The sequence below is a fragment of the Rhodococcus indonesiensis genome, from assembly GCF_047782815.1.
GTDB lineage: Bacteria > Actinomycetota > Actinomycetes > Mycobacteriales > Mycobacteriaceae > Rhodococcus > Rhodococcus indonesiensis.
Map to the genome: position 1 here is coordinate 426,286 of NZ_CP180630.1, position 23,175 is coordinate 449,460.

At 70.5% G+C, this 23,175-nt stretch carries 20 protein-coding genes and 1 pseudogene; 18 read left to right on the forward strand and 3 right to left on the reverse strand.

Translation table 11 applies throughout. The annotated features are described in order from the left end of the window. Nucleotides 1-24 precede the first annotated feature (24 nt). A pseudogene (locus ACM26Y_RS01985) lies at nt 25-366 on the forward strand (YciI family protein). Nucleotides 367-462: 96 nt separating this feature from the next. Here the strand turns inward: ACM26Y_RS01985 and ACM26Y_RS01990 are convergent. Then, nucleotides 463-1,257, reverse strand: a complete 795-nt coding sequence (locus ACM26Y_RS01990; RefSeq protein ID WP_003936866.1) for an SDR family NAD(P)-dependent oxidoreductase — start codon at nt 1,255-1,257, stop codon at nt 463-465. A gap of 74 nt (nt 1,258-1,331) precedes the next feature. Here ACM26Y_RS01990 and ACM26Y_RS01995 point away from each other — a divergent pair, with 74 nt between their 5' ends. The 3 genes from ACM26Y_RS01995 (at nt 1,332) to ACM26Y_RS02005 (ending at nt 5,923) form a co-directional block, all read left to right on the forward strand. Then, nucleotides 1,332-3,554, forward strand: coding sequence for a DNA polymerase III subunit gamma and tau (locus ACM26Y_RS01995; protein WP_416062515.1), 2,223 nt, complete (start codon nt 1,332-1,334; stop codon nt 3,552-3,554). Between the two features lie 147 nt (nt 3,555-3,701). Then, the gene (locus ACM26Y_RS02000; RefSeq protein WP_054372953.1) at nt 3,702-5,117 is read left to right on the forward strand and encodes an amidase; all 1,416 of its coding nucleotides are present in this window, start codon (nt 3,702-3,704) and stop codon (nt 5,115-5,117) included. A gap of 92 nt (nt 5,118-5,209) precedes the next feature. Beyond that, complete coding sequence (locus ACM26Y_RS02005; RefSeq protein ID WP_416062516.1) at nt 5,210-5,923, forward strand: response regulator transcription factor; 714 nt, start codon at nt 5,210-5,212, stop codon at nt 5,921-5,923. Nucleotides 5,924-5,969: 46 nt separating this feature from the next. Here ACM26Y_RS02005 and ACM26Y_RS02010 read toward each other — a convergent pair whose 3' ends face one another. Next, a complete protein-coding gene (locus tag ACM26Y_RS02010; protein WP_416062517.1) occupies nt 5,970-6,725 on the reverse strand; it encodes an IclR family transcriptional regulator in 756 nt (251 codons plus the stop codon). After that, nucleotides 6,722-8,179 carry an APC family permease gene (locus ACM26Y_RS02015; RefSeq protein WP_416062518.1) on the reverse strand — a complete coding sequence of 486 codons (1,458 nt, stop codon included), beginning with the start codon at nt 8,177-8,179 and terminating at the stop codon, nt 6,722-6,724. Before ACM26Y_RS02015 ends, ACM26Y_RS02010 begins: the two co-directional genes overlap by 4 nt. A gap of 410 nt (nt 8,180-8,589) precedes the next feature. On the opposite strand from ACM26Y_RS02015, the gene ACM26Y_RS02020 reads away from it, so the two are divergent. The 14 genes from ACM26Y_RS02020 to ACM26Y_RS02085 all read left to right on the forward strand — a co-directional run bounded on the left by ACM26Y_RS02020 (nt 8,590) and on the right by ACM26Y_RS02085 (nt 23,162). Further along, complete coding sequence (locus tag ACM26Y_RS02020; protein ID WP_416062519.1) at nt 8,590-10,095, forward strand: aldehyde dehydrogenase family protein; 1,506 nt, start codon at nt 8,590-8,592, stop codon at nt 10,093-10,095. Nucleotides 10,096-10,293: 198 nt separating this feature from the next. Further along, on the forward strand, nt 10,294-11,775 hold the full coding sequence (locus tag ACM26Y_RS02025) for an APC family permease (RefSeq protein WP_416062520.1): 1,482 nt from the start codon (nt 10,294-10,296) through the stop codon (nt 11,773-11,775). Beyond that, nucleotides 11,772-13,718: a primary-amine oxidase gene (locus ACM26Y_RS02030; RefSeq protein ID WP_416062521.1), complete on the forward strand. Its 1,947-nt coding sequence runs from the start codon at nt 11,772-11,774 to the stop codon at nt 13,716-13,718. Before ACM26Y_RS02025 ends, ACM26Y_RS02030 begins: the two co-directional genes overlap by 4 nt. A 5-nt stretch (nt 13,719-13,723) precedes the next feature. Next, entirely contained in the window at nt 13,724-14,188 is a 465-nt protein-coding gene (locus ACM26Y_RS02035) for a hypothetical protein (RefSeq protein WP_416062522.1), read from the forward strand. Beyond that, a complete protein-coding gene (locus ACM26Y_RS02040; RefSeq protein ID WP_416062523.1) occupies nt 14,185-15,030 on the forward strand; it encodes a polysaccharide deacetylase family protein in 846 nt (281 codons plus the stop codon). Before ACM26Y_RS02035 ends, ACM26Y_RS02040 begins: the two co-directional genes overlap by 4 nt. 119 nt (nt 15,031-15,149) lie before the next feature. Then, nucleotides 15,150-15,836 (forward strand): cutinase family protein, encoded by a 687-nt coding sequence (locus ACM26Y_RS02045; RefSeq protein WP_003935388.1) that lies wholly within the window; start codon nt 15,150-15,152, stop codon nt 15,834-15,836. After that, entirely contained in the window at nt 15,836-17,050 is a 1,215-nt protein-coding gene (locus ACM26Y_RS02050; RefSeq protein ID WP_416062524.1) for a M50 family metallopeptidase, read from the forward strand. The genes ACM26Y_RS02045 and ACM26Y_RS02050 overlap by 1 nt, the downstream gene beginning before the upstream one ends. A 93-nt stretch (nt 17,051-17,143) precedes the next feature. Next, nucleotides 17,144-17,776 (forward strand): hypothetical protein, encoded by a 633-nt coding sequence (locus tag ACM26Y_RS02055; protein WP_235157172.1) that lies wholly within the window; start codon nt 17,144-17,146, stop codon nt 17,774-17,776. Further along, complete coding sequence (locus tag ACM26Y_RS02060) at nt 17,776-18,003, forward strand: helix-turn-helix domain-containing protein (RefSeq protein WP_003935385.1); 228 nt, start codon at nt 17,776-17,778, stop codon at nt 18,001-18,003. Before ACM26Y_RS02055 ends, ACM26Y_RS02060 begins: the two co-directional genes overlap by 1 nt. A gap of 110 nt (nt 18,004-18,113) precedes the next feature. Further along, nucleotides 18,114-18,251, forward strand: a complete 138-nt coding sequence (locus ACM26Y_RS02065; RefSeq protein WP_416062525.1) for a hypothetical protein — start codon at nt 18,114-18,116, stop codon at nt 18,249-18,251. A gap of 234 nt (nt 18,252-18,485) precedes the next feature. Then, nucleotides 18,486-19,172, forward strand: a complete 687-nt coding sequence (locus ACM26Y_RS02070) for a hypothetical protein (RefSeq protein ID WP_003935384.1) — start codon at nt 18,486-18,488, stop codon at nt 19,170-19,172. A gap of 44 nt (nt 19,173-19,216) precedes the next feature. Next, nucleotides 19,217-21,151 carry a sensor histidine kinase gene (locus ACM26Y_RS02075; protein ID WP_416062526.1) on the forward strand — a complete coding sequence of 645 codons (1,935 nt, stop codon included), beginning with the start codon at nt 19,217-19,219 and terminating at the stop codon, nt 21,149-21,151. Next, on the forward strand, nt 21,136-21,798 hold the full coding sequence (locus ACM26Y_RS02080; RefSeq protein WP_416062527.1) for a response regulator: 663 nt from the start codon (nt 21,136-21,138) through the stop codon (nt 21,796-21,798). Before ACM26Y_RS02075 ends, ACM26Y_RS02080 begins: the two co-directional genes overlap by 16 nt. A gap of 149 nt (nt 21,799-21,947) precedes the next feature. After that, a complete protein-coding gene (locus ACM26Y_RS02085) occupies nt 21,948-23,162 on the forward strand; it encodes an acetyl-CoA C-acetyltransferase (protein WP_003935381.1) in 1,215 nt (404 codons plus the stop codon). The last annotated feature ends 13 nt before the right edge of the window (nt 23,163-23,175 follow it).

The window sequence follows — 23,175 nt, forward strand, 5'->3', positions numbered from 1 at the left end:
TCCCGGGAAGTAGGAGCCGACGCGATGACGAAGTACCCGATCTCGTTCCCGAGTGGCGCCATGGTCGTTCCCGACGAGGAAATGCAGGCAGTGTCGGATGCTGCGCACGCCGTGGTGGGGGAGGCGAAGGAGGCCGGCGTCTGGGTGTTCGGCGGGGGAATCGACGAGAGCGTTCCGCCGGTCCTGGTCGACGGGGACGGCACGGTGACCGAGGGCACGTACCCGCAGACGACGTAGATCGGAGGCGGCTACGCGGTCCTGGAGTTGCCTTCCCGTGAGGCCGTACTGGAATGGGCTGCGAAGCTCGCGGTCGCGTGCCGCTGCGCGCAGGAGGTGCGCGCGTTCGGGTACGGCCCCGCCAGCTGACGGGGAGTGGCGCGGCATCGCGATGCTCGCCCGCGACTACCGTGCCGTGATCTGCCTCGCGGCGACCCCGATCGAGACCGCCTCGATCGGCACGGCCTACCGAGGCGCGGACGCCGGCTTGGCCATGAAGCGGTGGAGGAAGGCCTTCACCGAATCCGGCATCACCGCCGCCGTGACCGCCATGGTCTTGGACATGGGCGAACTGGCCACCACCTTCCGCTTGCCCGCGCGCATCGCCTCGTATCCCTTGCGCGCGACCTTCGCCGGATCGTCCTTCGGGCCGCGAGCGATCGGCGCGTCCGCCATCTCGGCCTTGCGGAAGAACGGAGTGTCGGTCGCGCCCGGCATCAGCGCGGTTACGGTGACCCCCGTCCCGCGCAGTTCCTCGTGCAGTCCCTCGGAGAACGACTGCAGGAACGACTTGGAGGCGTTGTAGACCACCTGATACGGCCCCGGTATCTCCGAGACCACCGACGAGGTGATCAGCACGCGGCCGGCGCCGCGCTCGGTCATACCGTCGAGAACGTACTTGGCCAGGTGCACGGTCGAGCGCACGTTGACGTCCACCACCTCGAGCTGGTCGTCGAGGCCGGTGTCGACGAACAAGCCACCCTGTCCGGTGCCGGCGTTGAGCGCCGCGGCGGCCAGCGGCCGGCCGGTGGCGGTCACGGCGGCGCACACCTCCTCCACGCCGGCCGCGGTCCGTAGGTCGGCGCGCACCGGAATCGTGGCGGCGCCGGTGGCGGCGAGTGTGCGGGTGGCGTCGTCGAGCGCATCGGAGTGGGCCACCAGGATGAGGTCGTAGCCGTCCCGGCCGAACAGTTGGGCGAGTTCCAGGCCGATTCCGCTCGACGCTCCGGTCACCAGGGCCAACGGTCGTGTTTCGGTCATGGCCGTCGGATACCCGCATCGCTTCGTCGCAACCACACGGTCGGTCTGTCGGTCGGCGCCGGTAGTCTCGGCGCGTGGCCCTCTACCGTAAGTACCGACCGGCGACCTTTGCCGAGGTGGTGGGTCAGGAGCACGTCACCGAGCCCCTGAGCATCGCCCTCGACGCCGGCCGCATCAATCACGCGTATCTGTTCTCGGGCCCCCGCGGCTGCGGCAAGACTTCCTCGGCCCGGATCCTGGCGCGCTCGCTGAACTGCGCGGAGGGTCCCACGTCGGCGCCGTGCGGGACGTGCCGGTCCTGTGAGGCGCTCGGTCCCGGCGGTGGCGGCAACCTCGACGTCATCGAACTCGACGCCGCGAGCCACGGCGGCGTCGACGACACCCGCGAACTGCGCGACCGCGCCTTCTACGCCCCGGCCGAGTCGCGGTACCGCATCTTCATCGTGGACGAGGCGCACATGGTCACCACGCAGGGCTTCAACGCCCTGCTCAAGATCGTCGAGGAGCCACCGGAGCACCTGATCTTCGTGTTCGCCACGACCGAGCCGGAGAAGGTGCTGCCGACGATCCGCTCGCGCACCCACCACTATCCATTCCGGTTGCTGCCGCCCCCCGTCATGCGCGGGCTGCTCGAGAAGATCTGCACGCAGGAGAACGTGCCGGTCGAGGACGCCGTCTACCCGCTGGTGATCCGTGCGGGCGGGGGCTCCCCCCGCGACTCGCTGTCCGTGATGGACCAGCTGCTCGCCGGGGCCGGCGAGGAGGGTGTGACCTACGGCCGGGCACTCGCGCTGCTCGGGGTCACCGACGTCGCTCTCATCGACGAGGCCGTGGACGCCCTCGCCGCTGGCGACGGGGCGGGTCTGTTCGGAACCGTCGAGAAGGTGATGGACGCCGGTCACGACCCGCGGCGGTTCGCGGTCGACCTGCTCGAGCGGCTCCGTGATCTCATCCTGATGCGGTCGGTGCCCGACGCCGCCGAACGCGGTCTCGTCGACGCGCCGGGTGACGTGCTCGAGCGGATGCGGGAGGAAGCCGACCGGATCGGCCCCGCCACTCTGACCCGGTACGCGGAGATCGTGCACTCCGGCCTGGGCGAGATGCGCGGGGCCACGGCGCCGCGCCTGCTCCTCGAGGTGATGTGCGCGCGGATGCTGCTGCCGGCCGCGTCCGATTCGGAATCGGCTGTGCTGCAACGTCTCGAGCGTCTCGAAAGCGGGGTCGCGACAGCGCCGACGGGCGCCGTTGCGCAGGGCGCCGTTCCCCCGGGCGCTGCATCGCCGAGCGCTGCGCCGCGGGCGGTCCCGCCGGCCGCGCCCGCGCCGATCGCGCCCGACGAGCCGGCCGCCAGGTTCCAGCGTCCTTCCCAGCGGCGGGCCACGCCCGCTGCCGTCGCCGAGTCCGCGCCTGTCGTCGAGCCCGTTTCCGCCGTCGAGCCCGCGGCCGAGCCGGTCCCGGCGCCACCGTCGGTTCCCGCCGCGCCGTCACCCGAACCGGAGCCGGCACCGCGCCCCGTCGTGCGGGAACCGGAACCTGCGCCACGCCCCGTCGTACGGGAACCGGAACCGAGCGAGCCGGAACCCGGACCGCAGCCCGTATCGGCTCCTGGGCCACAGCCGGCGCCGGAATCCGAACCGGCGCCCGCCGCTGCCGCCGGTCCCGACGCGGCGGCCGTCCGCGCGGTGTGGTCCGAGGTCCGCAGCAAGGTCCGCGAGCGCAGCCGCACCGTCGAGGTCATGCTGTCCGGTGCCACGGTCCGCAGCGTGGACGCGGGCCGCATCGTCCTCGGCCACGATTCCGCGCCGCTGGTCAAGCGGCTGGTCGAACCGCGCAACTCCGCGGTGATCGCGGACGCCCTGCGGGCGGTGTTCGGGGTGGACTTCGAGGTGACCTGCGTCCAGGGTGCTGCGACACCCCCCGCCGCTGCGAAGGCGGCCCCGGCACAGTCGGCGTCGCGCGCCTCCGGCCAGCCGCGGTTCTCCCGGCCCAGCCAGGCACGGCAGACCCAGCCCGCTCCGCAATCGGGTGCGACGTCTCCGGCCGCCACCCCGGCTCCGCCGCGTCCCGAGGTCGACGACATCCCACCGCCCGAGGCGCCGGACTACCCGGACGACCCCGGCCCCGAGCCCGGCTACGAGCCGCCGCGGATCAGCCCCGCCGACGTCACCCCCGAGGACGAGGAGGAGATGTTCGCCGAGGCCGCCACCCCGGTCGATCCGACGACGCGGCGGGAACCGGAGGACGTGGCGATCGAGTTGCTGCAGGACATCCTGGGAGCGAAGAAGATCAGCGAATGATCGTGTCCGGTCCGGCGCCGCACCGGCGTCCGGGCCGGTAGGGCGCACCGGCCGGTCCGAAATATCGGTAAGTTGACCGATTGTCGGCGGGATCACCGGGTTCCTATGGTCGAGCCACCTCGACCGGACCGATCCACGGAGACGACCATGACCGACAACCTTTCCTGGCTCACTGCAACCGAACTCGCGAACAACGTTCGCCGAGGACAGATCAGCGCGAGCGAAGTCGCGGAGCACTTCGTGGGGCGCGTGGAGAGCGTCAACCCGGCGATCAACGCGATCGTCGACTTCGATCGCGAACAGGTCCTGTCCGATGCGCGCGCACTGGACGAGAAGCTCGTCGGCGGTGAGTCCGTCGGCCCACTGCACGGAGTGCCCTTCACGATCAAGGACCTGACGGCCGTGGCGGGCCGGCCCCTGACGTTCGGCATGGTGCCCATGAAGGACAGCATCGCCGACCACGACGCGGTGATCGTCCGGCGGCTGAAGGCCGCAGGCGGTCTCTACCTGGGCAAGACCAACACGCCGGAGAGCGGCTACTACGGCGGCACGGACAACCACCTGTTCGGTCCCACTCACAACCCGTGGAAGCGCGGATACAGCGCGGGAGGTTCCAGCGGCGGCGCTGCTGCCGCCGTCGCGGCCGGTCTCGGCCCGCTGGCCGAAGGCAGCGACGGGGCAGGATCGGTGCGCATCCCCGCGTCTCTCTGTGGCGTGGTCGGTCTCAAGCCCTCGACCGGACGGGTGCCGCAGACCATCCTGGCCGGTCGCTTCTATCACTGGGCTTACCACGGTCCGATCACCCGCACGGTCGAGGACAACGCCCTCATGCTCGGTGTCGTCGCCGGCCCGGACGAATCCGATCCGCTCAGTCTCCCGGCCTCGGACACCGACTACGTCGCCGAAACGACGAAGGACATCACCGGGTGGCGCATCGCGTGGTCGCCCGACCTGGGCTTCGCGACGGTCGACCCGGAGGTGGCGGCGATCTGCGCGGAGGCCGTCCGGGTGTTCGAGGACCTCGGAGCCCGGGTAGAGGAGGCGACACCCGGCTGGGGAGACCCGGAAGAAGCTATGTGGCACGGCATCTGGGTTCCCGGCTTCGCGGCCGAACACGACATGCTCGACTGGGACGAGTGGCAGGGTCAGGTGGACGACAATCTCGTCGAACTGATGCGTGAGGGGGAGCGTCTCACGGGCGTCGACGTCGGGCGGGCAGACCTGTTCCGTGGCCGGATGTGGGATACGTTCTCGGCGTTCATGCAGAACTACGACCTGCTGGTCTCGCCCACGTTGTGTGAAGCGGCTCATCCGCTGGGGCAGTTCGCTCCCGACCGGCTGGCGGGGGCGTCGCTGCGCTCGCAACTGCTCGGCTGGCTGATGACCTATCCGTACAACATGCTGACCACCCCGGCCGTCACCGTCCCCGCCGGATTCACCTCGGACGGACGTCCGGTCGGCCTGCAGATCGCGGGACGGCTGCACGCCGACGCCGCGGTCCTGCGCGCAGCGGCGAACTTCGAACGCGCTCGCCCCTGGTCGCATCGGGTCCCGGAACTGTGACAGGACGGACGAGCGCCCGCACGAACCGGAACGTATCTGTCCGATAACAGGATTCGGCTCCGCTGGACACGGGATTCGACTATCGTCGAGCGATGGTCGAACCCGTGTTCAGTGGACTGGTCTCGGTGTTGCTGGGAGAGAACGCCGTCGATCGCATGACCGGGCTCACCCGGTACATGACGGATCAGCTCGGGTGCGCGGCCGCGGCCGTGACCCGCGTTGCCGGCGGGCGGCATGCGGTGGTCGCCAGCCGTGGATACGACGACCGCACCCTGGGCTACCTGGTCACCGATTTCGTCGACAGGGATCCGGGTATGCAGGCGGTTCGGGCCGAGCCCTCCGCGGTACTGACCTGGCGCGACATTCCGTCGTATCGCGAGACCTACTCGGTGCGCGAGGTGTTCGTTCCCGCCGGATTCTCCGAAGGCACCTCCGTCGTCCTGACGTCTCCCACCGGGGTCGCAGTGGGTGCGCTGCACGTCAGTGTGACGCGTGATTCGGTGCCCTCCGGGGTCAAGACGACACTGAGCGATGCCCGGGAGTACGCCGCCTGGTCGGTGGACACTCTGACGCGACAGGAAGCGGTCGCCCTCACGCCACGGGAGCACGAGGTTCTCGAACTCGTGATCGCCGGCCTGTCCAACCGTGAGATCGCGCAGCAGATGCAGCTCTCGCGCAGCACCGTCAACACTCACGTGGAGCATCTGCTGCGAAAACTCGATGCCCCCAACCGGGTCGGCGCGGTGGTCCGGGCGGTGCGGCTCGGTCTGGTGTCGAACCGGGATGCGTGGGTGCAGTCCACGTAGCAGGCCGTTCCGAGCCGGCAGCGGGCTCGTCGGGTGTGCCCTTCGTTCAGGTGAGCAGGGGCACGAGTTGCTGCGCGTGCTCGCGGAGCGACTCGAGGTGGCGCGTCATCAGATGCTGGTGGTCGATGCTGCCGGACAGGACCAGGCCCGCAACCAGGGTGCCTGCGGCGGACCGGACGGGGACGGCGAGGCACGCGCAGTCGTCGCGCAACTCGCCGAGCTGGGTGGCGAAGCCCCGGTCGCGGATCTCCGCGAGGTGACGGAGCAGGTCGCCGCGCACGACGATCGTGCGACCGGTGAATGCCTGGAGGTCCCACCGCGGGAGGACCGCGTCGAGGTCGTTCTTCTCGGCGAGCAGGAGTTTGCCGACGGCGCTCGCATGGAGGTGCCGAGTCAGGACCGCCTCGTCCGTGCGGGGCGGATACTCGGGGTCGGCGTCCGCGAGGCGGAGCGCCGTGTCGGTGTAGTAGTACAGGTGGACGCCGAAGCGGACGGTCAGCCGAAGCTCGGTCAGCAGGGTGCGTGCGGCCGTGCAGACGGTCGGGACGACGGCCGCGTCGACGAGTACGCCGATCTTGCGCCCGAGGGCGAAGCCGGACAGATCGGGCAGCCGGACGACGTAGCCTTCGCCGGCGAGCAGGTTCAGGAGCCGATAGGTCGTCGCCGGCGGCAGGGACAGGTGTGCTGCGATGTCCTTGGCGGTGACGCCGGGGCCTGCCCGGGCCACTTCCTCGAGGACGCGCAGGGCGCTGATCACGGCCTTCGGCTGACGGCCCGACAGGGTTCCGTCGACGGGGCTCACCGCTGCACCTGCCAGGGGCGGTGCCGGCCGAGCAGATCGTCGGCCACGGTCTCGTCGTAGACGCCTATCCGGTCCGCGACGCCCGGGTCCCGATGCACCCGCACCGCGAGCAGCAGAGCCCCGAGGAGCATCAGGACCGCGTACACGGCGGTCATCGCGCCCGCCACGTAGATCCTCGACGCGGCTGCCCACACGATCAGCGCCACCAGGCAGGCGGCGGTGACCGCGCCGACGATCAGCGGCATCCGGGTCAGCTCGCCGATCCGGTGCAGGAATGCGGGCGTAGCGACACAGACGAGGATGTAGGCGAGGACGTACCCGTGCGCCGAGAGGGCCAGCAACCCGATCAGGACGTCGCGGGTCGAGCCGGTCGCGATCAGAAACACCACGGGCACGACCACGACGACAGGCATCGCGACGATCAGGGCGACATGCGGCGTGCGGAACCGGGCGTGGGCCCGGCCGACGATCGCCGGGGCGACACCCTCACGGCCCATCGCGAACAGGGTGCGCGACAGCGCGGTGGTGGAACCCATGACGCATGCGAACCACGACGCGGTGATCCCGAGTTCCATCACGACCGCCAGCACCGCCGAACCGCTCCCGGCGGTGTCCGGGAGGGTGAGCACGATCCGCAGGGAGCCGACTCCCTCCCTCGCGGACTCGGGGGACTGCATCGCTGCGGCGAACACGTAGAGCGTCGCGAGCACGATCGGCGTCCACCGGATCGCGCGCGGTACGCTGATCAGCGGGTTGTGGGCCTCACGGGCCACCGTTCCGGCGCTCTCGAAACCGACGAACGAGGTGATCGCCAGCAGGAGCGCGAAACCGATTGCGGATTCCGAACCGGTCCCCCTCGGAGCCGAGGGGGACGCGCCGTCCCGGACGGCCACGACGAACGCGATCACCAGGACGACCGAGGCAGCGACGATGGCGAATGCCTCGACGCCCAGCATGATCCGGGCGGAGAGCTGGACACCGCGCACCATCAGCAGCAGTGCGAGCACCCCCACGATTCCGGCGAGCACCGCGCTCGTCGCCGCTCCGGCGGGCAACCCGACCCGTTCGAGCAGCGACGCCAGATAGCTCGCGGCGCCCACCGTGCTGGCCATGGCGGCGGCCGCGTACCCGATCAGCAGCGACCATCCCCCGGCAAAGCCGAGGCGGGGACCGAGTCCCTTCACCGTGTAGCTGTACAGGCCGCTGACCGCGACCATGCGGGCGGCGAACTGCCCGATGCAGTAGCCGACGGCCGCCATCAGGACGGCCGCCGTGACGAACACCGGGATCGCGGCGCGCCCGGCTTCGGGGATCACGAGAGCCGGCAGGGTGACCATCACCGCCGAGGGGGCGACGGCAGAGACGGACTGGGCCAGTACCTCGACGAACGTCAGGCGTCCGCGCTCGAGGCCCGCCACCGGCGACGTCCCTCTGATCTGTGGTGTACCGGACACCTTGCACCTGCTTCCACACTCGCCAGGGGACGTCGAGCGTCGGCAGCCGGACGATCCCGTGGGGTGCACGGTAGCGCAGGCGCGCTGTGCGCTGTACCGATCACACATCAATTTTCGGTCACCCGAATGAGAATGCCGGGCCTGCCGGAGGTGCGCTCGAGCGGGCCCGGCGGTGCGCGCACGACCGTCACCTGGGGTACCGACGAGAAGTCGAACGAGAATCGGGAAACGGTCTGGGCCCCAGTCGAATGAGAATCGGACAGGCCGCAATTTCCATCCGGAATCGGGGGTGACTCCCGCCACATCCTGTGGTTATCGTGGGTTCGGGTCACAGCGAAGGAAACCGACGATTCGACGTCGAAACCACTGTGCCCGAGAGTTTTTCATCTTCCCTCAGAGTCGGAGACAACATGACTGCAGTTGCGCAATCCGCCACCGCTCTGCTTCCGGAGGTGGCCGAGTTCCTCTCGTCGCCGAAGCAGATGCTGATCGGCGGCCGGTGGGTGGAGTCCGCCTCGGGCCGGCGGTTCGACACGGTCGACCCCGCGACCGGGCAGGTGCTGACCACGGTGCCGCACGGCAGCGCCGAGGACGTCGACCGCGCCGTGGCCGCCGCCCGCCGGGCGTTCGAGGAGGGGCCGTGGCGACGCCTGACCCCGGCCGAACGCCAGCGCATCCTGTGGCGGATCGGCGAGGGCATCCTGGCCCGGGCGGACCAGTTCGCCCAGCTCGAGTCCCTGGACAACGGCAAATCGGTGGTCGTCGCCAAGGCCGTCGACGTCACCTGGGCGGCCGAGATCTTCTTCTACTACGCCGGCTGGGCGACCAAGATCGAGGGACGCACCGTCCCGGTGTCGGTTCCGTGGGCACCCGGTGCCCGTTTCCACGCGTTCACCAGCCGCGAGCCGGTGGGTGTGTGCGCCCAGATCGTGCCGTGGAACTTCCCGCTGGTGATGGCCGCCTTCAAGCTCGCCCCCGCGCTGGCGTGCGCGAACACTCTGGTGCTCAAGCCCGCGGAGCAGACCCCGCTCACCGCCCTGCTGCTCGCCGAGGTCGCCACCGAGGCCGGCGTACCCGACGGCGTCGTCAACGTGGTCACCGGGTTCGGGGATGCGGGTGCGGCCCTGTCGGCCCACGACGACGTCGACAAGGTCGCCTTCACCGGCTCGACCGAGGTCGGCAAGAAGATCGTGACCGCCGCCGCCGGGAACCTGAAGAAGGTCTCGCTCGAACTCGGAGGCAAGAGCCCACAGGTCGTCTTCTCGGACGCCGACCTCGAGGCCGCGATCCCGGGCGTGGCGAGCGGCTTCCTGTTCAACCACGGGCAGGCGTGCACCGCGGGTACGCGACTGTTGGTGGAGGACCGGATCTTCGACGAATTCACCCAGGGTGTCGCCGAATTCGCGAAGTCGCAGAAGATCGGTCCGGGGCTCGACCCGACGAGCGACATCGGGCCGCTGATCTCGGCGGAACAACTCGACAAGGTCACCGGCTACATCGACGCCGGGCTCGAGGACGGCGCGCGTGCCCTGTCCGGGGGAAAGCGCCACGGCGACAGCGGCTTCTACGTCGAGCCGACGCTGCTGGTCGACGTGCGCAGCGACTTCGGCGTGTATCGGGAGGAGATCTTCGGTCCGGTCGCCGTGGCGGTGCCCTTCAACAGGGAGGAGGGGGTTCGCGCCGCCGCCAACGACACGCCCTACGGTCTCGCGGCGAGTGTCTGGACGCGAGACGTGTCCCGGGCGCACGAGGTCGCCGCCGAGATCAAGGCAGGCACGGTCTGGATCAACTGCCACAACGCGTTCGACACCGCCCTCCCCTTCGGGGGGTACAAGCAGTCGGGGTGGGGGCGGGAACTCGGTGAGGGAGCCCTGGCGGAGTACACCCAGACCAAGTCGGTCAACATCGCACTGTGATCGGTCGGGGCGGTGTCCGGCACGACGTGGGCACCGCCGCCCGTACTCCCGGTCGAACGAGAACCCGGCCCTTGCCCTTCCCGTCAGCCGTCGACGAACCGTGACGCCGACCGCACCGACAACGGCCGGGCGCACGCTTCTCGCGGCGGTCGGCGCCGAACCGCCGGTACACCCCCTCTCCCGAAAGTCGAAGCACCGATGACCCTCAACGCTCGCGCACACGAACCTCCCACCCACCGGTTGTCCGGCAGCCTCGGCCCCGGCGCCGTCGTCTTCATGGTGGTCGCGGCCGCGGCCCCGCTGACCGTGATCGCCGGCACGGTCCCGCTCGGCATCTCCGCCGGTAACGGCCCCGCGTTCCCCGCCTCGTACGTCGTCTGCACGGTGGTCCTGCTCTTCTTCGCCGTCGGCTTCACCGCGATGGCGAAGCATGTGCCCGGAGCGGGGGCGTTCTACACCTTCGTCACCCACGGTCTCGGCCGGCACGCCGGTCTCGGTTCGGCGTTCCTGGCGCTGTTGTCCTACACGGCGGTGCAGGGCGCGGTCTACGGGTACATCGGCGCGGCCCTCGGCGACTTCGTGACCGCGCACGGCGGTCCCGAGTTGCCTTGGTATCTCTGGGCTCTGATCGTGCTGGCGGCGGTCGCGGTGCTCGGCTACCGTCACATCGACCTGTCCGGGAAGGTCCTCGGGGTCCTGTTGCTGTGCGAGGTCGGCATCGTGCTGGTGATCGATGCGGCGGTGGTCGTCCGGGGTGGAGCGGAAGGTCTGTCCACCGCTGCGCTGCGGCCGTCCGAGTTCTTCTCGGGCGCACCGGGAATCGCCTTGATCTTCGCCGTTGCCGGCTACATCGGTTTCGAGGCGACCGCGGTCTTCCGCGACGAGGTGCGTGATCCCGCCCGGACCATTCCCCGGGCCACCTACCTCGCCCTGGTGGTCATCGGCGGCTTCTATGCGCTGTCGAGCTGGGCGCTGGTCAGCGCGTGGGGTGACGAGGGTGCGGTCGTCCTGGCCACCGAGAACCCCGAGGGCATGATCGTGGAAACCGCGACCCGTTTCGTGGGAGCGGCGGCCGGTGACGTCGTGCAGGTGCTCCTCGTCACCAGTCTGTTCGCGGCACTGCTGTCCTTCCACAACGTGCTCTCGCGCTACATCTTCTCGCTCGGCAACAGCGCGGCACTGCCGGCGCGATGCGGCCGCTCGCACGAACGTCACGCGTCGCCCTACGTGGCCTCGGTCGTGCAGACGGTGTCGGCGCTGGTTCTCGTCGTGGCCTCGGCCGTCGGCGGCCTCGATCCCGTCACGGAGGTCTTCGCCTGGTTCGCCGGTGTCGCGTCCGTCGGTGTGCTCGCCCTCATGGCGCTGACGTCGATCGCCGTCCTCGTCTTCTTCCGCCGTTCCCGGGCCGACACCCGGCCGTGGCCCACACTGATCGCGCCGGCGCTGGGTCTGGCGGGACTGGGCGCGCTGCTCACGATGACGATCGCGAACCTGCCACTGCTCGTCGGCGGATCGAGCACCCTCGCCGCCGTCATCGCCGTCCTTCTCGCCGGGACGTTCGCCGGCGGAGCGGCCGTGGCCGTGCTCCGCCCCCACGCTGCACGAAACGACCACCCCCACGGCGGCATCGCGTCCGCCGTCACGACCGAACCCCAGATCGACAAGGAGATCGCACGATGAGCACTGCCACCACGCCGTTCACCGAAGCGGCAGCGACGCCCGCGCCGGACCATCCGCTCACCCCGCTGACCGCCGACGAGATCACCGCAGTCAAGGAAACGGTGTCGGCGGCGGGACTGGTGACCGAGCACGTCCGGTTCGTCTACGTCGGGCTCGAGGAACCCCACAAGTCGACGGTCCTGGCGTTCCGGCCGGGGGACCACCTCGAGCGTCGTGCCCGCGTCCTGCTCCTCGACCGCGCGACCGGTGCGGGGTCCGACCACGTCGTGTCCGTCACCGAACGCAGGATCCTCGACACCGTCGCCGTCGACGCCACCACCGACGGGCATGTCCCGATCCTCGACGAGGAGTTCGAGGACATCGAATCGTTCCTGCTCTCGAGCTTCGACTGGATTGCGGCGATGGCCGCACGCGGCATCGACCCGGAGAAGGTGCGCGCGGTTCCGCTGTCGGCCGGGGTGTTCGGGCACGAGGACGAGGTGGGGCACCGGATCGTCCGCGTGCTCGCGTTCCATCAGGAGGACCGGGCCGACCTGCCGTGGGCACATCCGATCGACGGTGTGGTCGCCTACGTCGACCTCACCGAGCAGCGGGTGGTGAAGGTGGTCGACGAGATCACCCTTCCCGTGCCGGCCGAACGCGGCGAATGGGACGCCGCGCCGCACGCGAAGCCGGTCCGTACCGATCTCAAGCCGATCGAGATCATCCAGCCCGAGGGGCCGAGCTTCTCGGTCGAGGGCAACCGGATCACCTGGGCGGACTGGACGTTCCGGTTCGGATTCGACGTCCGCGAGGGACTGACCCTGCACCAGCTGTCGTTCTCCGACGACGGTGTGGAGCGCCCGGTGATGTACCGCGCATCCATCGCCGAGATGGTCGTGCCCTACGCCGACCCGTCCCCGGTACGGTACTGGCAGAACTACTTCGACCAGGGCGAGTACCTCTTCGGCCGCTACACCAACTCGCTGGAACTCGGGTGCGACTGCCTCGGCGAGATCCAGTACTTCGACGTCACCATCGCCGACGAGAAGGGCGATCCCCGGGTGATGAAGAACGCGATCTGCCTCCACGAGGAGGACTACGGCGTCCTGTGGAAGCACTCGGACATGTTCAACGGCATGACCGAGACCCGTCGCTCGCGCCGGCTCGTGATCTCGTTCTTCCTCACGATCGGCAACTACGACTACGGCTTCTACTGGTACCTCTACCTGGACGGCACCATCGAGCTCGAAGCCAAGGCCACCGGCATCGTGTTCACCTCCGCCTACCGCGGCGAGGACGGGTTCGCCACCGAGATGGCTCCCGGCCTCGGCGCACCGTTCCACCAGCACCTCTTCTCCGCGCGCCTGGACATGGCGGTCGACGGCAACGTCAATACGGTCGAGGAGGTCGACGCCGTACCCGAACCGATGGGACCGGACAACCCCTGGGGCAATGCGTTCCGCTGCCGCAAGACCACCCTCGCCACCGAGGCCGACGGGCAACGGCTGGCCGACAACACCAAGGCCCGGGTCTGGCACATCACCAACCCGACCAAGCAGAACCGGCTCGGTCGGAACGTCGGTTACGCACTGCACCCGGAGGGCCAGCCCGTGCTGCTGGCCGACCCGTCGAGTTCCATCGCCGCTCGCGCCGCATTCGCCACCAAGCACCTGTGGGTCACCCAGTACGACCCGGCGCAGCGGTATCCGGCCGGCGACTTCGTCAACCAGCATCCGGGACAGGGGGGACTGCCGACGTTCGTCGCCGGCAACCGGAACATCGAGGGCGAGGACCTGGTGCTGTGGCACACCTTCGGGCTCACCCATTTCCCGCGCCCGGAGGACTGGCCCGTGATGCCCGTCGACTATGCCGGATTCAAGCTGAAGCCGGTCGGGTTCTTCGATCGCAATCCGGCGCTCGACGTCCCGGCCGGCACGTCGAAGCACTGCTGCACGGACTGACGGCCGTGTCCACCGTCGATCCGGCTGCCCGCCCCACCACGCCCACGTGGTGGGGCCGGGCGGCCGCGGCCCTGGCCGTCGCGTCCGCCGTGCTGCACGTCGGCGCGCTGGGGGAGCACGCACCGTCTCCGGCGTCGGCCGCCCTGACGGTCGTGATGACCGCCGGGTGTCTCTACTGCGCGCGCCATCTCTGGAGGCGCGGAAACCAGCGGGACTGGATCCTGGTCACCGTCATGAACGTCGTGATGATCATGCTGCACCTGACCACCATGAGCCCCGGAGGGACGGGAGGCGGTCACCACGGGCACGCTGTGCCGCTGGGCGCCGGTGCAGCGGACGCGTCGCTGCCTCCGCTCATGGCCGCCGCGCTGGCGGTCGCGTCCGCGGAGGTCCTCCTCGCCGTGAGTGTGGTGTTCCACCGCACCCGGGGGCTCGACCCGGCGGGATCGAGCGGCACACTGTCCGCATGAACATCCGGCAGGGAGCGCTCGTCGTCGCGGCGTCGATCCTGGTCGTGACGGCGTGCGGTTCCGGCGCGCCCGACGAGTCGTCCGAATCCACCGCGACGAGCGGCCCGACGTCGGAAGCGGCGACGACGCCGCCGTCCGAGGTGCCGGCACCCGCCCCGTCCGTCACCTTCCCGGTGCCCGTTCCGGGGCCACGTACCGGTGTGCCCGAGGCCCTGCGCGGCGTCGATCTCGAACGGATTCCCACCGGGGAGAAGGTGGCGGCACTGACCTTCGACGGGGGAGCCTCCGACATGGCCGTCTCCCGCATCCTCGCCACGCTGGCCCGGTACGACGTACCGGCGACGTTCTTCGTCACCGGGGAGTTCGCACGGACGTATCCGGACCGCGTCCGCGCCATCGCGGCGGCCGGGTATCCGGTGGGGAACCACAGCGACACCCACCCGGCCTATCCGGATCTGACGGACGAGCAGATCAGAGCCGATCTTGCTGCGGCCGAGGCCGCGATCACGGCACTGACCGGACGTCCGGCCATGCCGTTGTTCCGGTTTCCGTTCGGTGCCCGCACCGACGCCGACATCCGGGTCGTCAACGATGCCGGGTACGTGCCGGTGCGCTGGACGGTGGACTCGCTCGGCTGGAAGGGCACCAGCGGCGGTCTCGACGCCGGGGCGGTCACCGAACGGGTCGTCACCACAGCCGTGCCCGGGCAGATCGTCCTGATGCACGTGGGCGCGAACCCCGACGACGGCACGACCCTGGACGCCGATGCGCTGCCCGCGATCATCGACGGTCTGCGGACGCGGAGTTACAGTTTCGTGGATCTGACCGATGTCGTCCGTTGAGCCCACCACGGTGCGTCGCACCCGTGTCTTTCGATTTGCGCGCTTACGATCGCTGTGCTTACTTATGAACGCGGTCGGGAATCGTTGGGGTGGATCCCATGGGTTGAAGGACGGTTTCGATGATCCTTTCCGCTGTCCGGGTGGCGATCGTCGGCGCGCTGACCATCGGTTCGATGTTCGGTGCCGTGTCGATCGCCCATGCCGACCCGTCCCCGGCTGCCTACTGTGCGCCGACGGTGGTGCTCGCCGTCGACGGCACGAAGGGTCCCGAAACGCCGGACTCGATCGATCCCGACAGCCCCCTCAACTCCTACACCGATCAGTACCGTGACAGTCCCGACTTCGCCGTGCGGCACGTGCGGTACCCGGCGGGCATGGTCGCCGGGGTGTTCGGCTGGGACACGTTCATGGACCAGTCGGTGCAGATCGGCGTGCAGAACCTGTGGGCGGAGATCGGCCGGACCGAGGCCGCCTGCGGGCCGCGCACCCGCTACGAGCTGTACGGCTACTCCCAGGGCGCGATCGTCGTGCGCCGGGTTGCGACGGAGATCGATGCGGTGCCGCCCGTGCACGACGACGGCACCGACCTCCAGGACCGCGTGCGGGTGCACCTGATCGCCGATCCGGCGCAGGGCCGGCCCGCCCAGTACGCCGGCCCGCTCGTTCCCGGCATCACCCTTCCGCAGCCGGCCGACGAGCTGCGGCACATCCCGGTCACCACCGAGTGCCTCGAGGGCGACATGATCTGCGACCCGGAGGGCAACGTCAGCGGATACATTCGCGAGCACGCGACGTATCACCCCTGATGTTCGCCCTCGGCGTCGCGCTGTTCGCGCTCGCCCTCGCCGTGTCCGTCGCCCTGCACGAGGCCGGTCACCTGTGGGCGGCGCAGCGTCTCGGGATGAAGGTGCGCCGCTTCGTGGTCGGGCGCGGCCCGACGGTCTTCTCGTTCCGCCGCCAGGAGACCGAGTACGGTCTCGGCCTGTTCCCGATCGGGGGTTTCTGCGAGATCGCCGGCACCACCGCACTCGACGAACTGGCCCCCGGTGAGTACGAACGGGCGTTCTATCGGCAGCGGACGTGGAAGCGCCTGGCTGTGATGTCCGGTGGCGCCGGCATGAATTTTCTGCTGGCCGCGGTGCTCGTCGTCGGGCTTGCGGTCGGGTGGGGTCTGCCGGACCTGCACCCGAGGATCGTGGTCGAGTCCGTCGGGTGCGTCCCGCCGTCGCAGGAGGCGGCGCCCGGGTACGGCCTCGCCGGGTGTGACGGGCCGGGACCGGCCGCCTCGGCGGGGATACGCCCCGGCGACGTCGTCCTCGCCGTGGACGGTGAGGACGTCGACCGATTCGGCGATCTCGTCGAAAGAGTCTGGCAGAGTTCGGGAGTCGTCGACCTGGTGATCGATCGGCAGGGCCGGGAGCTGCGGGTGCCGGTCCCTGTCGAACCGGTGCAGCGCTGGGTGGTCGACCACCGGTCCGGGGCCGAGCGGTCGGCGACCGTCGGGGCGATCGGCCTCTCCGCGCAACCGGCCGCCGGTCCGGTCCGCTACGACCTCGTCGCCGCCGTTCCCGCCGCGTTCGCGTTCACCGGGGACCTCGTCGTGGCGTCGGTGCGGACGCTGGTGAGCGCCCCGTCGAAGGTGGCGCCGCTGTGGCACTCCGTGGCGAGCGGCGAGCGCGATACGGACACCCCGGTCAGTGTCGTGGGCGCCGCGTCCCTGGGCGGCCAGGCCGCGGAACGGGGCATGTGGGAGTCGTTCGTGTTGCTGATGGTCGGGCTGAACCTGTTCGTCGGCCTGGTCAATCTGTTGCCGCTGCTGCCCCTCGACGGCGGGCACATGGCCGTCGCCGTCTACGAGGGATGTCGCAACCGGTTGCGCCGGCTGCGAGGTCTGCCCGCCGCAGGGCCCGTCGACTTCGGGAGGTTGCTGCCGGTGACCTACGCGTTCGTCGTCGCCGGTGGTGCCTTCACGGTGCTGACCGTCGTCGCGGACGTCGTCGCCCCGATCCGCCTGGCGTGAGCCGATCCGCCGCGTGCGGTCCCGCCACACCGGCCACGTTGCCTCCCATATCGATTATCGATAGGGTATCGATAATCGATATGGGAGGGTGTCATGAGTACGTCTTCGGTGTCCGTTCTCCGGCCCACCGCGAAGGATCGGCGCGACCTGTGGGCGAGCATGGCTGTGTTCGCCGGTACCGCGGCGGTGGTCGTCGCCGACTACGTCGCCACCCTGTCCGGTCAGCTCTCGGCCGCGACGGTGACCGCGCGCATGGAACTCGGCGAGGCTGCCGCACCCGTCCCCACCCCGTCCGGTGTGCAGGCGGCACTCGACGGCGCGGTGACCACCTCGCTGCCGGTCGCCGAGCTGTCGCCGGTGACCGTCGCGCTGCTGCGCACGGGCGACGCGGCGCAGACGCTGAGCTACCTGGCCGTGCTGGGGCTGCTGGCCCTGCTCGTGCGCCGGTTCGTGCAGGGCCGGATGTTCGACCACGGCACCTACCGGCTCACCTATCACCTCGGCTGGGTGGCGCTGACCATCGCCCTGGTCCCGATGTTCCCGCGGATCATCGGCACCAACATGGCGATCCGCGATCTCGGTCTCACCCACGTCCCCGGCGTCGAGGGCAGCTGGCTCGGAGCCGAGTTCTGGCTGGTGTACGCCGGGGCGATGGTGCTCTCGGCGGTGGCGATCGCGATCCGGGTGGGCAACCGGATGGCACGCGACCAGGAAGGGCTCGTGTGATGCCCCCGGAGACCGAACACGCCGTCCACTGCCGGCTCGACGACCTGCTCGCCGAGCGCGGCATGACCCTCGCGACGCTGTCCGAACGCGTCGGGGTCAGCGTCGCCAACCTCTCGGTGCTCAAGAACGACCGCGCTCGTGCCATCCGGTTCTCGACGCTGACCGCGATCTGTCACGTGCTCGACTGCTCCGTCGGGGATCTGCTGACCGTGCAACCACCGCGGTGACCACCCGAAGAACTCCTGCGGTACGGGGTGCGCGGCGCACATTGTCCGGTCCTCGCGGCGAATGCTTCCCGGCCGTTGCGGATGCGCGCCAGAACCGCTTCCATTGAGTGATGCCGCGGTGGTGCTGGGACGAGGACGAACCGCTGTTCGGTGACGTCGAGTCGCCGTCCGGTGGTGTGGCCATCGCCGGTTGCTCGGCGCTGATCGCTCTCGTCGCGCTGCTGGTGATCGGCCCCGCCTTGGTGTGAGCGGCGTCCGGCCACCCCCCCGCCTTTCGCGATCGGCGCGGGAAAGTGCCTGTTGCGCCCGTACTTACGCGCGCAACCCACACCGACGCGCGCAACTCGCACCGACGCACGGCCGGCGTCGCGTCCGGGAGAATTCCCACCGGGACGGGACAGGTGTCCCTGGCGACCGGGACACCGGGCGCAGCAGCCTCTCCGTCAGGCGCAGAGCGCGCCGGGACGAGGGGAGAGACACCGATGAGCACAGCGAGCGTGACGGAGAACAGCCGCACGGGCGCACGGCGCGCGTCGTCGAGTGCCTGGGCCTGGGCCGGGGCCGTCGCCGGCCTCGCCGGGGTGATCGCCGTCCAGGCGAGCATGGGCATGGGGGCCGCCTACGACGAATCCACCGCGGGCAACGCGCCTGCCATCGCCGACGCCTTCGCGGGCGAACGCACCGAACTGCTGGTGATGCACCTGTCGCTGATGGTGTCGACGGTGCTGCTGCTGATCTTCGCCGCGGGCCTGCAGCGCCGCCTGCGGATCGCCCTGCCCGACGACAGCCTGCTGCCGGCCGTCGCGGCGTTCGGGCTGCTGCTCACCGCGACGGCCTGCCTGCTCGGCGCCGGCCTCGACACCGAGTTGCTGTTCGGGCTGAGCGAGCCGGGACAGATGGTCGCCGAGGTCGCCGTAGTCGGCTCGCACTGGGTCGGCACGATCCCGTGGTTGTGGGTGGGCGCGGGGGTCAGCGGCCTGGCGGTGGCCGCCGCATCGCTACGCCACGGCGCGACGCCGCGGTGGCTGGGCTGGGCGAGCGTGGTGCTCGGCGGCCTGACGGCGCTGCTCGGGATCTCCCCGCTGCAGTACATGGCCGGCTTCGTCGGTCCGGTGTGGGTGCTCGTCGCCGGCGTCGGATTCGTCGTCTCCGACAGGGCACGCCGATAGGCTGCCGCGCGACGGGGCCGGCCGCGGGGCATACTCACCGCACCATGGCTGTTGCGGACGCATCCGAGACGGCGGCGGGCACCGGTGGCGCACCGGTGCCCGCCGCCGTCGTCGCCGTGCTGTCGTGCGGTCTCGCCGTCACCGCCCTCGCCGTCTTCGCGGCCGCTCGTCCGGGCCTCGATTCGGATCAGCTGTTCTTCCTCGTCGACGTCGTCGGCGCCGCCGTGTACGGCACCGTCGCCGGGGTGGTGCTCGCCCGCCGGGTGCATCCGGTGCCGCTGCTGCTGTCGCTCGCATCGATCGGCGTCGGGCTCTCGGCCTTGAGCTATGCCTGGACGAAGCTCGCGCAGGTGCGGCCCGGGCTGCCGTTCGCCGGAGTCCTCGCGCCCCTGCAGAGCACCACGTGGATCCCCGGCACCCTGGCGCTGTTCCTGGTGGTGCCCTGGCTGGTCCGTGATGCACCGCTCGACCGGCGCGCCCGTCTCGGTGTACTCACCGGTGCCGCGGTCACCGCCTGGTTCTTCTGGGCCCGCACCTTCACCGGCACCGCCGTCGGCTGGCTCGTGCTGCCCGTCGTCACCGTCGGTCTGCTCGCGGCTGCGGACGTCACCTACCGGTGGCGGCGCGGCCCGGTCTCCGACCGCATCGGCCTGGGCTGGCTCGCGCTCGGCACCGCCCTGATGGCCGTGTCCTACATCCCGCTCGCGGTGCCCGGGCTGCCGTGGATGCTCACACCCCTGCTGCATCTGGCCACCCAGGCGTTCTACCCGGTCGCGATTCTCGTGGTGGTGCTGCGGCAACGATTGTGGGGGCTCGACCTCGCCGTCAGCCGCGCCGCCGTCGCCGGCAGCCTCGTCGCGGTACTCGCCACCGGCTACCTCGTCGTGACCGTCACCGTCGCCCTGATCCTGCCGACGGACGGCTCGGTCGTGGCCCAGGCCGTCGCCGCGGTCGCGGTGGCGCTGGCCGTGCAGCCGGTGCGGGCCTGGCTGACCCGCCGCGTGCACACTCTCGTCTACGGCGAGGGCGACGATCCGGCGAGTGCGGTGCGCCGGCTCGGCCGGCACTTCGCCGGGGCACAGACGCCCCGACAACTGCTCGAGGACCTCGCCGCCGGCATCGGCGTCGCGCTGCGACTCGAGTCCGTGACGGTGCGCCGCGACGACGAAATGCTCGCCCGCTGGGGCACACCCACCGGCCCCGGCGAGGAGGTCGTCCTGCGCGACGGCCGGGTCGAGGTGACGGCGCCACCCGGCGAGACCCTCGGTCCCCGCAGCCTCCGCGCGCTCGGCGAGCTCGCCTCCGTGGTCGAGGCCGGCCTCGTGGTGCTGCGGTCCTCCGAGGAGCTCGACGCCGCCCGCGCCCGGCTCACCGAGGCCCGGCTCGCCGAACGTCGCACCATCCGCCGGGAACTGCACGACGGGCTCGGTCCGTCGCTGGCCGGCATCCGGCTCGGGCTGCAGGGCGCCCGCAACCTCGTCGATTCCGACTCCGCCGACGCCGTTCCGCTGATCGACTCCCTGCTGCGCGAGCTCGACCACCAGGTCGAGGGGGTACGCGAGCTCTCCCGGGGGCTGCTGCCGCCCGCGCTCGACGAGCTCGGTCTCGCCGCCGCGCTGGAGGAGATGTCGGCTGTCCACTCGCGCAGCGGGTTTCGCGTCGAGGTGGATGCCGACGTGCCCTCGGGCCGCAGCGGTGCGGTCGTCGCGGCGGCGTACGGCATCGCCGCCGAGGCGGTCACCAATGCGCGCCGGCACAGCGGGGCTGCCGGATGCCGCGTGCGCGTGCGGTCGGCGGCGGACCGGCTCACCCTCGAGGTGCGCGACGCGGGCCGGGGGATGGACCGGAATGCGCGACGGGGAGTGGGGACGCACAGCATGGGCGAACGCGCCGAGGACGTCGGCGGCAGCGTCGAGATCACCGCGGCGCAGCCGCACGGCACCGTCGTCACGGCGCATCTGCCGTGGGGACCGTCGTGAGCGCCCCCACGGCGATCGCCGTCGCCGTCGTCGACGACCATCCCGTGTTCCGGCTCGGCCTCGTCGCCCTGCTGGGCACCCTCGACGGCATCGAGGTGGTGGCGCAGGCAAGTTCGGTCGCCGAGGCGCTCGAGGTGATCACCGCGGACGTCGACGTCGTGCTCATGGACCTCGAACTCGGGGACGGCTCGGGCATCGAGGCGACCCGCCTGTTGCTCGGACGGCTCCCCGGGTTGCGGGTGCTGGTGGTGACCATGCACGAGGACGAGGACTCGCTCGTCGCCTCGGTGCGCGCCGGAGCACGCGGCTATCTCGTCAAAGGAGCGGACCCGTCGGGTGTGGAGCGGGCGATCCGGGCCGTCGCGGACGGCGAGGTCATCGTCGGTGCCGCCGTCGCCGCCAAGGCGATCGGCGCGATGGCCGCCTCCCGCACCCTGGCGCCCACGGTCTTCCCGGAACTGACCGACCGGGAACGCGAGGTGTTGGACCTGATGGCGCGCGGGCACGACAACGCCACCATCGCCCGTCGGCTGGTGCTGAGCCCGAAAACGGTGCGCAACCACGTGTCGAACGTGCTCGGCAAGCTCGGCGCGGCCGACCGGTCGACCGCGATCGTGCGGGCCCGCGAGGCCGGCCTCGGGGTGTGAACGTCCGCTCGGTTCGGTCACGGACTCCGCTCGGTTCGGTCCTTCAGTCCGCGGCGCTCCGGCTCCTAGGGTGGACGACGTTGGGCGTGACGGCTGTCACGAGCTGGCGCCCCTCGCATCCGCAAAGCACGGGAAGGAACCTGCGCACTGTGACCTCCGAGGCATTCATCTACGAAGCCATCCGAACTCCGCGCGGCCGCGGCAAGAAGACCGGGTCGCTGCACTCGGTCAAGCCGATCTCCCTGGTCACCGGTCTGATCGACGAACTGCGCGTGCGGTTCCCCGACCTGGACGAGAACCGCATCTCGGACCTGATCCTCGGCGTCGTCGGGCCGGTGGGTGACCAGGGCGCCGACATCGCCCGCACCGCGGTCACCGCGGCGCGCATGCCCGACACCGTCGGCGGCGTGCAGATCAACCGCTTCTGCGCCTCCGGCCTCGAGGCCGTGAACATGGCCGCGCAGAAGGTCCGCTCCGGCTGGGACGAACTCGTCGTCGCGGGCGGCGTCGAATCGATGTCGCGGGTGCCGATGGGCTCCGACGGCGGCCCGTGGGCGCTGGACCCCGCCACCAACTACGACACCTACTTCGTGCCGCAGGGTGTCAGCGCCGACCTGATCGCCACCATGGAAGGCTTCAGCCGCGAGGACGTCGACGCGTACGCGCTCCGCTCGCAGCAGCTCGCCGCGGCGGCCTGGTCCGGCGGCTACTTCGCCAAGTCCGTGGTGCCGGTCAAGGACCAGAACGGCCTGACCGTCCTCGACCACGACGAGCACATGCGTCCCGACACCACCCTCGCGGGTCTGGCCGGACTGCAGCCGTCGTTCGCGATGGTCGGCGAGATGGGCGGCTTCGACGCCGTCGCGCTGCAGAAGTACCACTTCGTCGAGAAGATCGACCACGTTCACCACGGCGGCAACAGCTCCGGCATCGTCGACGGCGCCGCGCTGGTGCTCGTCGGTTCCGAGCAGGCCGGCAAGGACATGGGCCTGACCCCGCGGGCGCGCATCGTCGCCACCGCCACGTCGGGTGCGGACTCGACGATCATGCTCACCGGCCCCACCCCGGCCGCGCACAAGGTGCTCGCCGCTGCCGGCCTGACCGTGGACGACATCGATCTGTTCGAGATCAACGAGGCGTTCGCGTCCGTCGTGCTCAAGTTCCAGAAGGACCTGAAGATTCCGGACGAGAAGCTCAACGTCAACGGCGGCGCCATCGCGATGGGGCACCCGCTCGGCGCGACCGGCGCCATGATCATGGGAACGATGGTCGACGAGCTCGAGCGCCGCGGTGCCCGCCGCGCCCTCGTCACCCTCTGCATCGGTGGCGGCATGGGTGTGGCCACGATCATCGAGCGCGTCTGAAACTTCGGAAGGG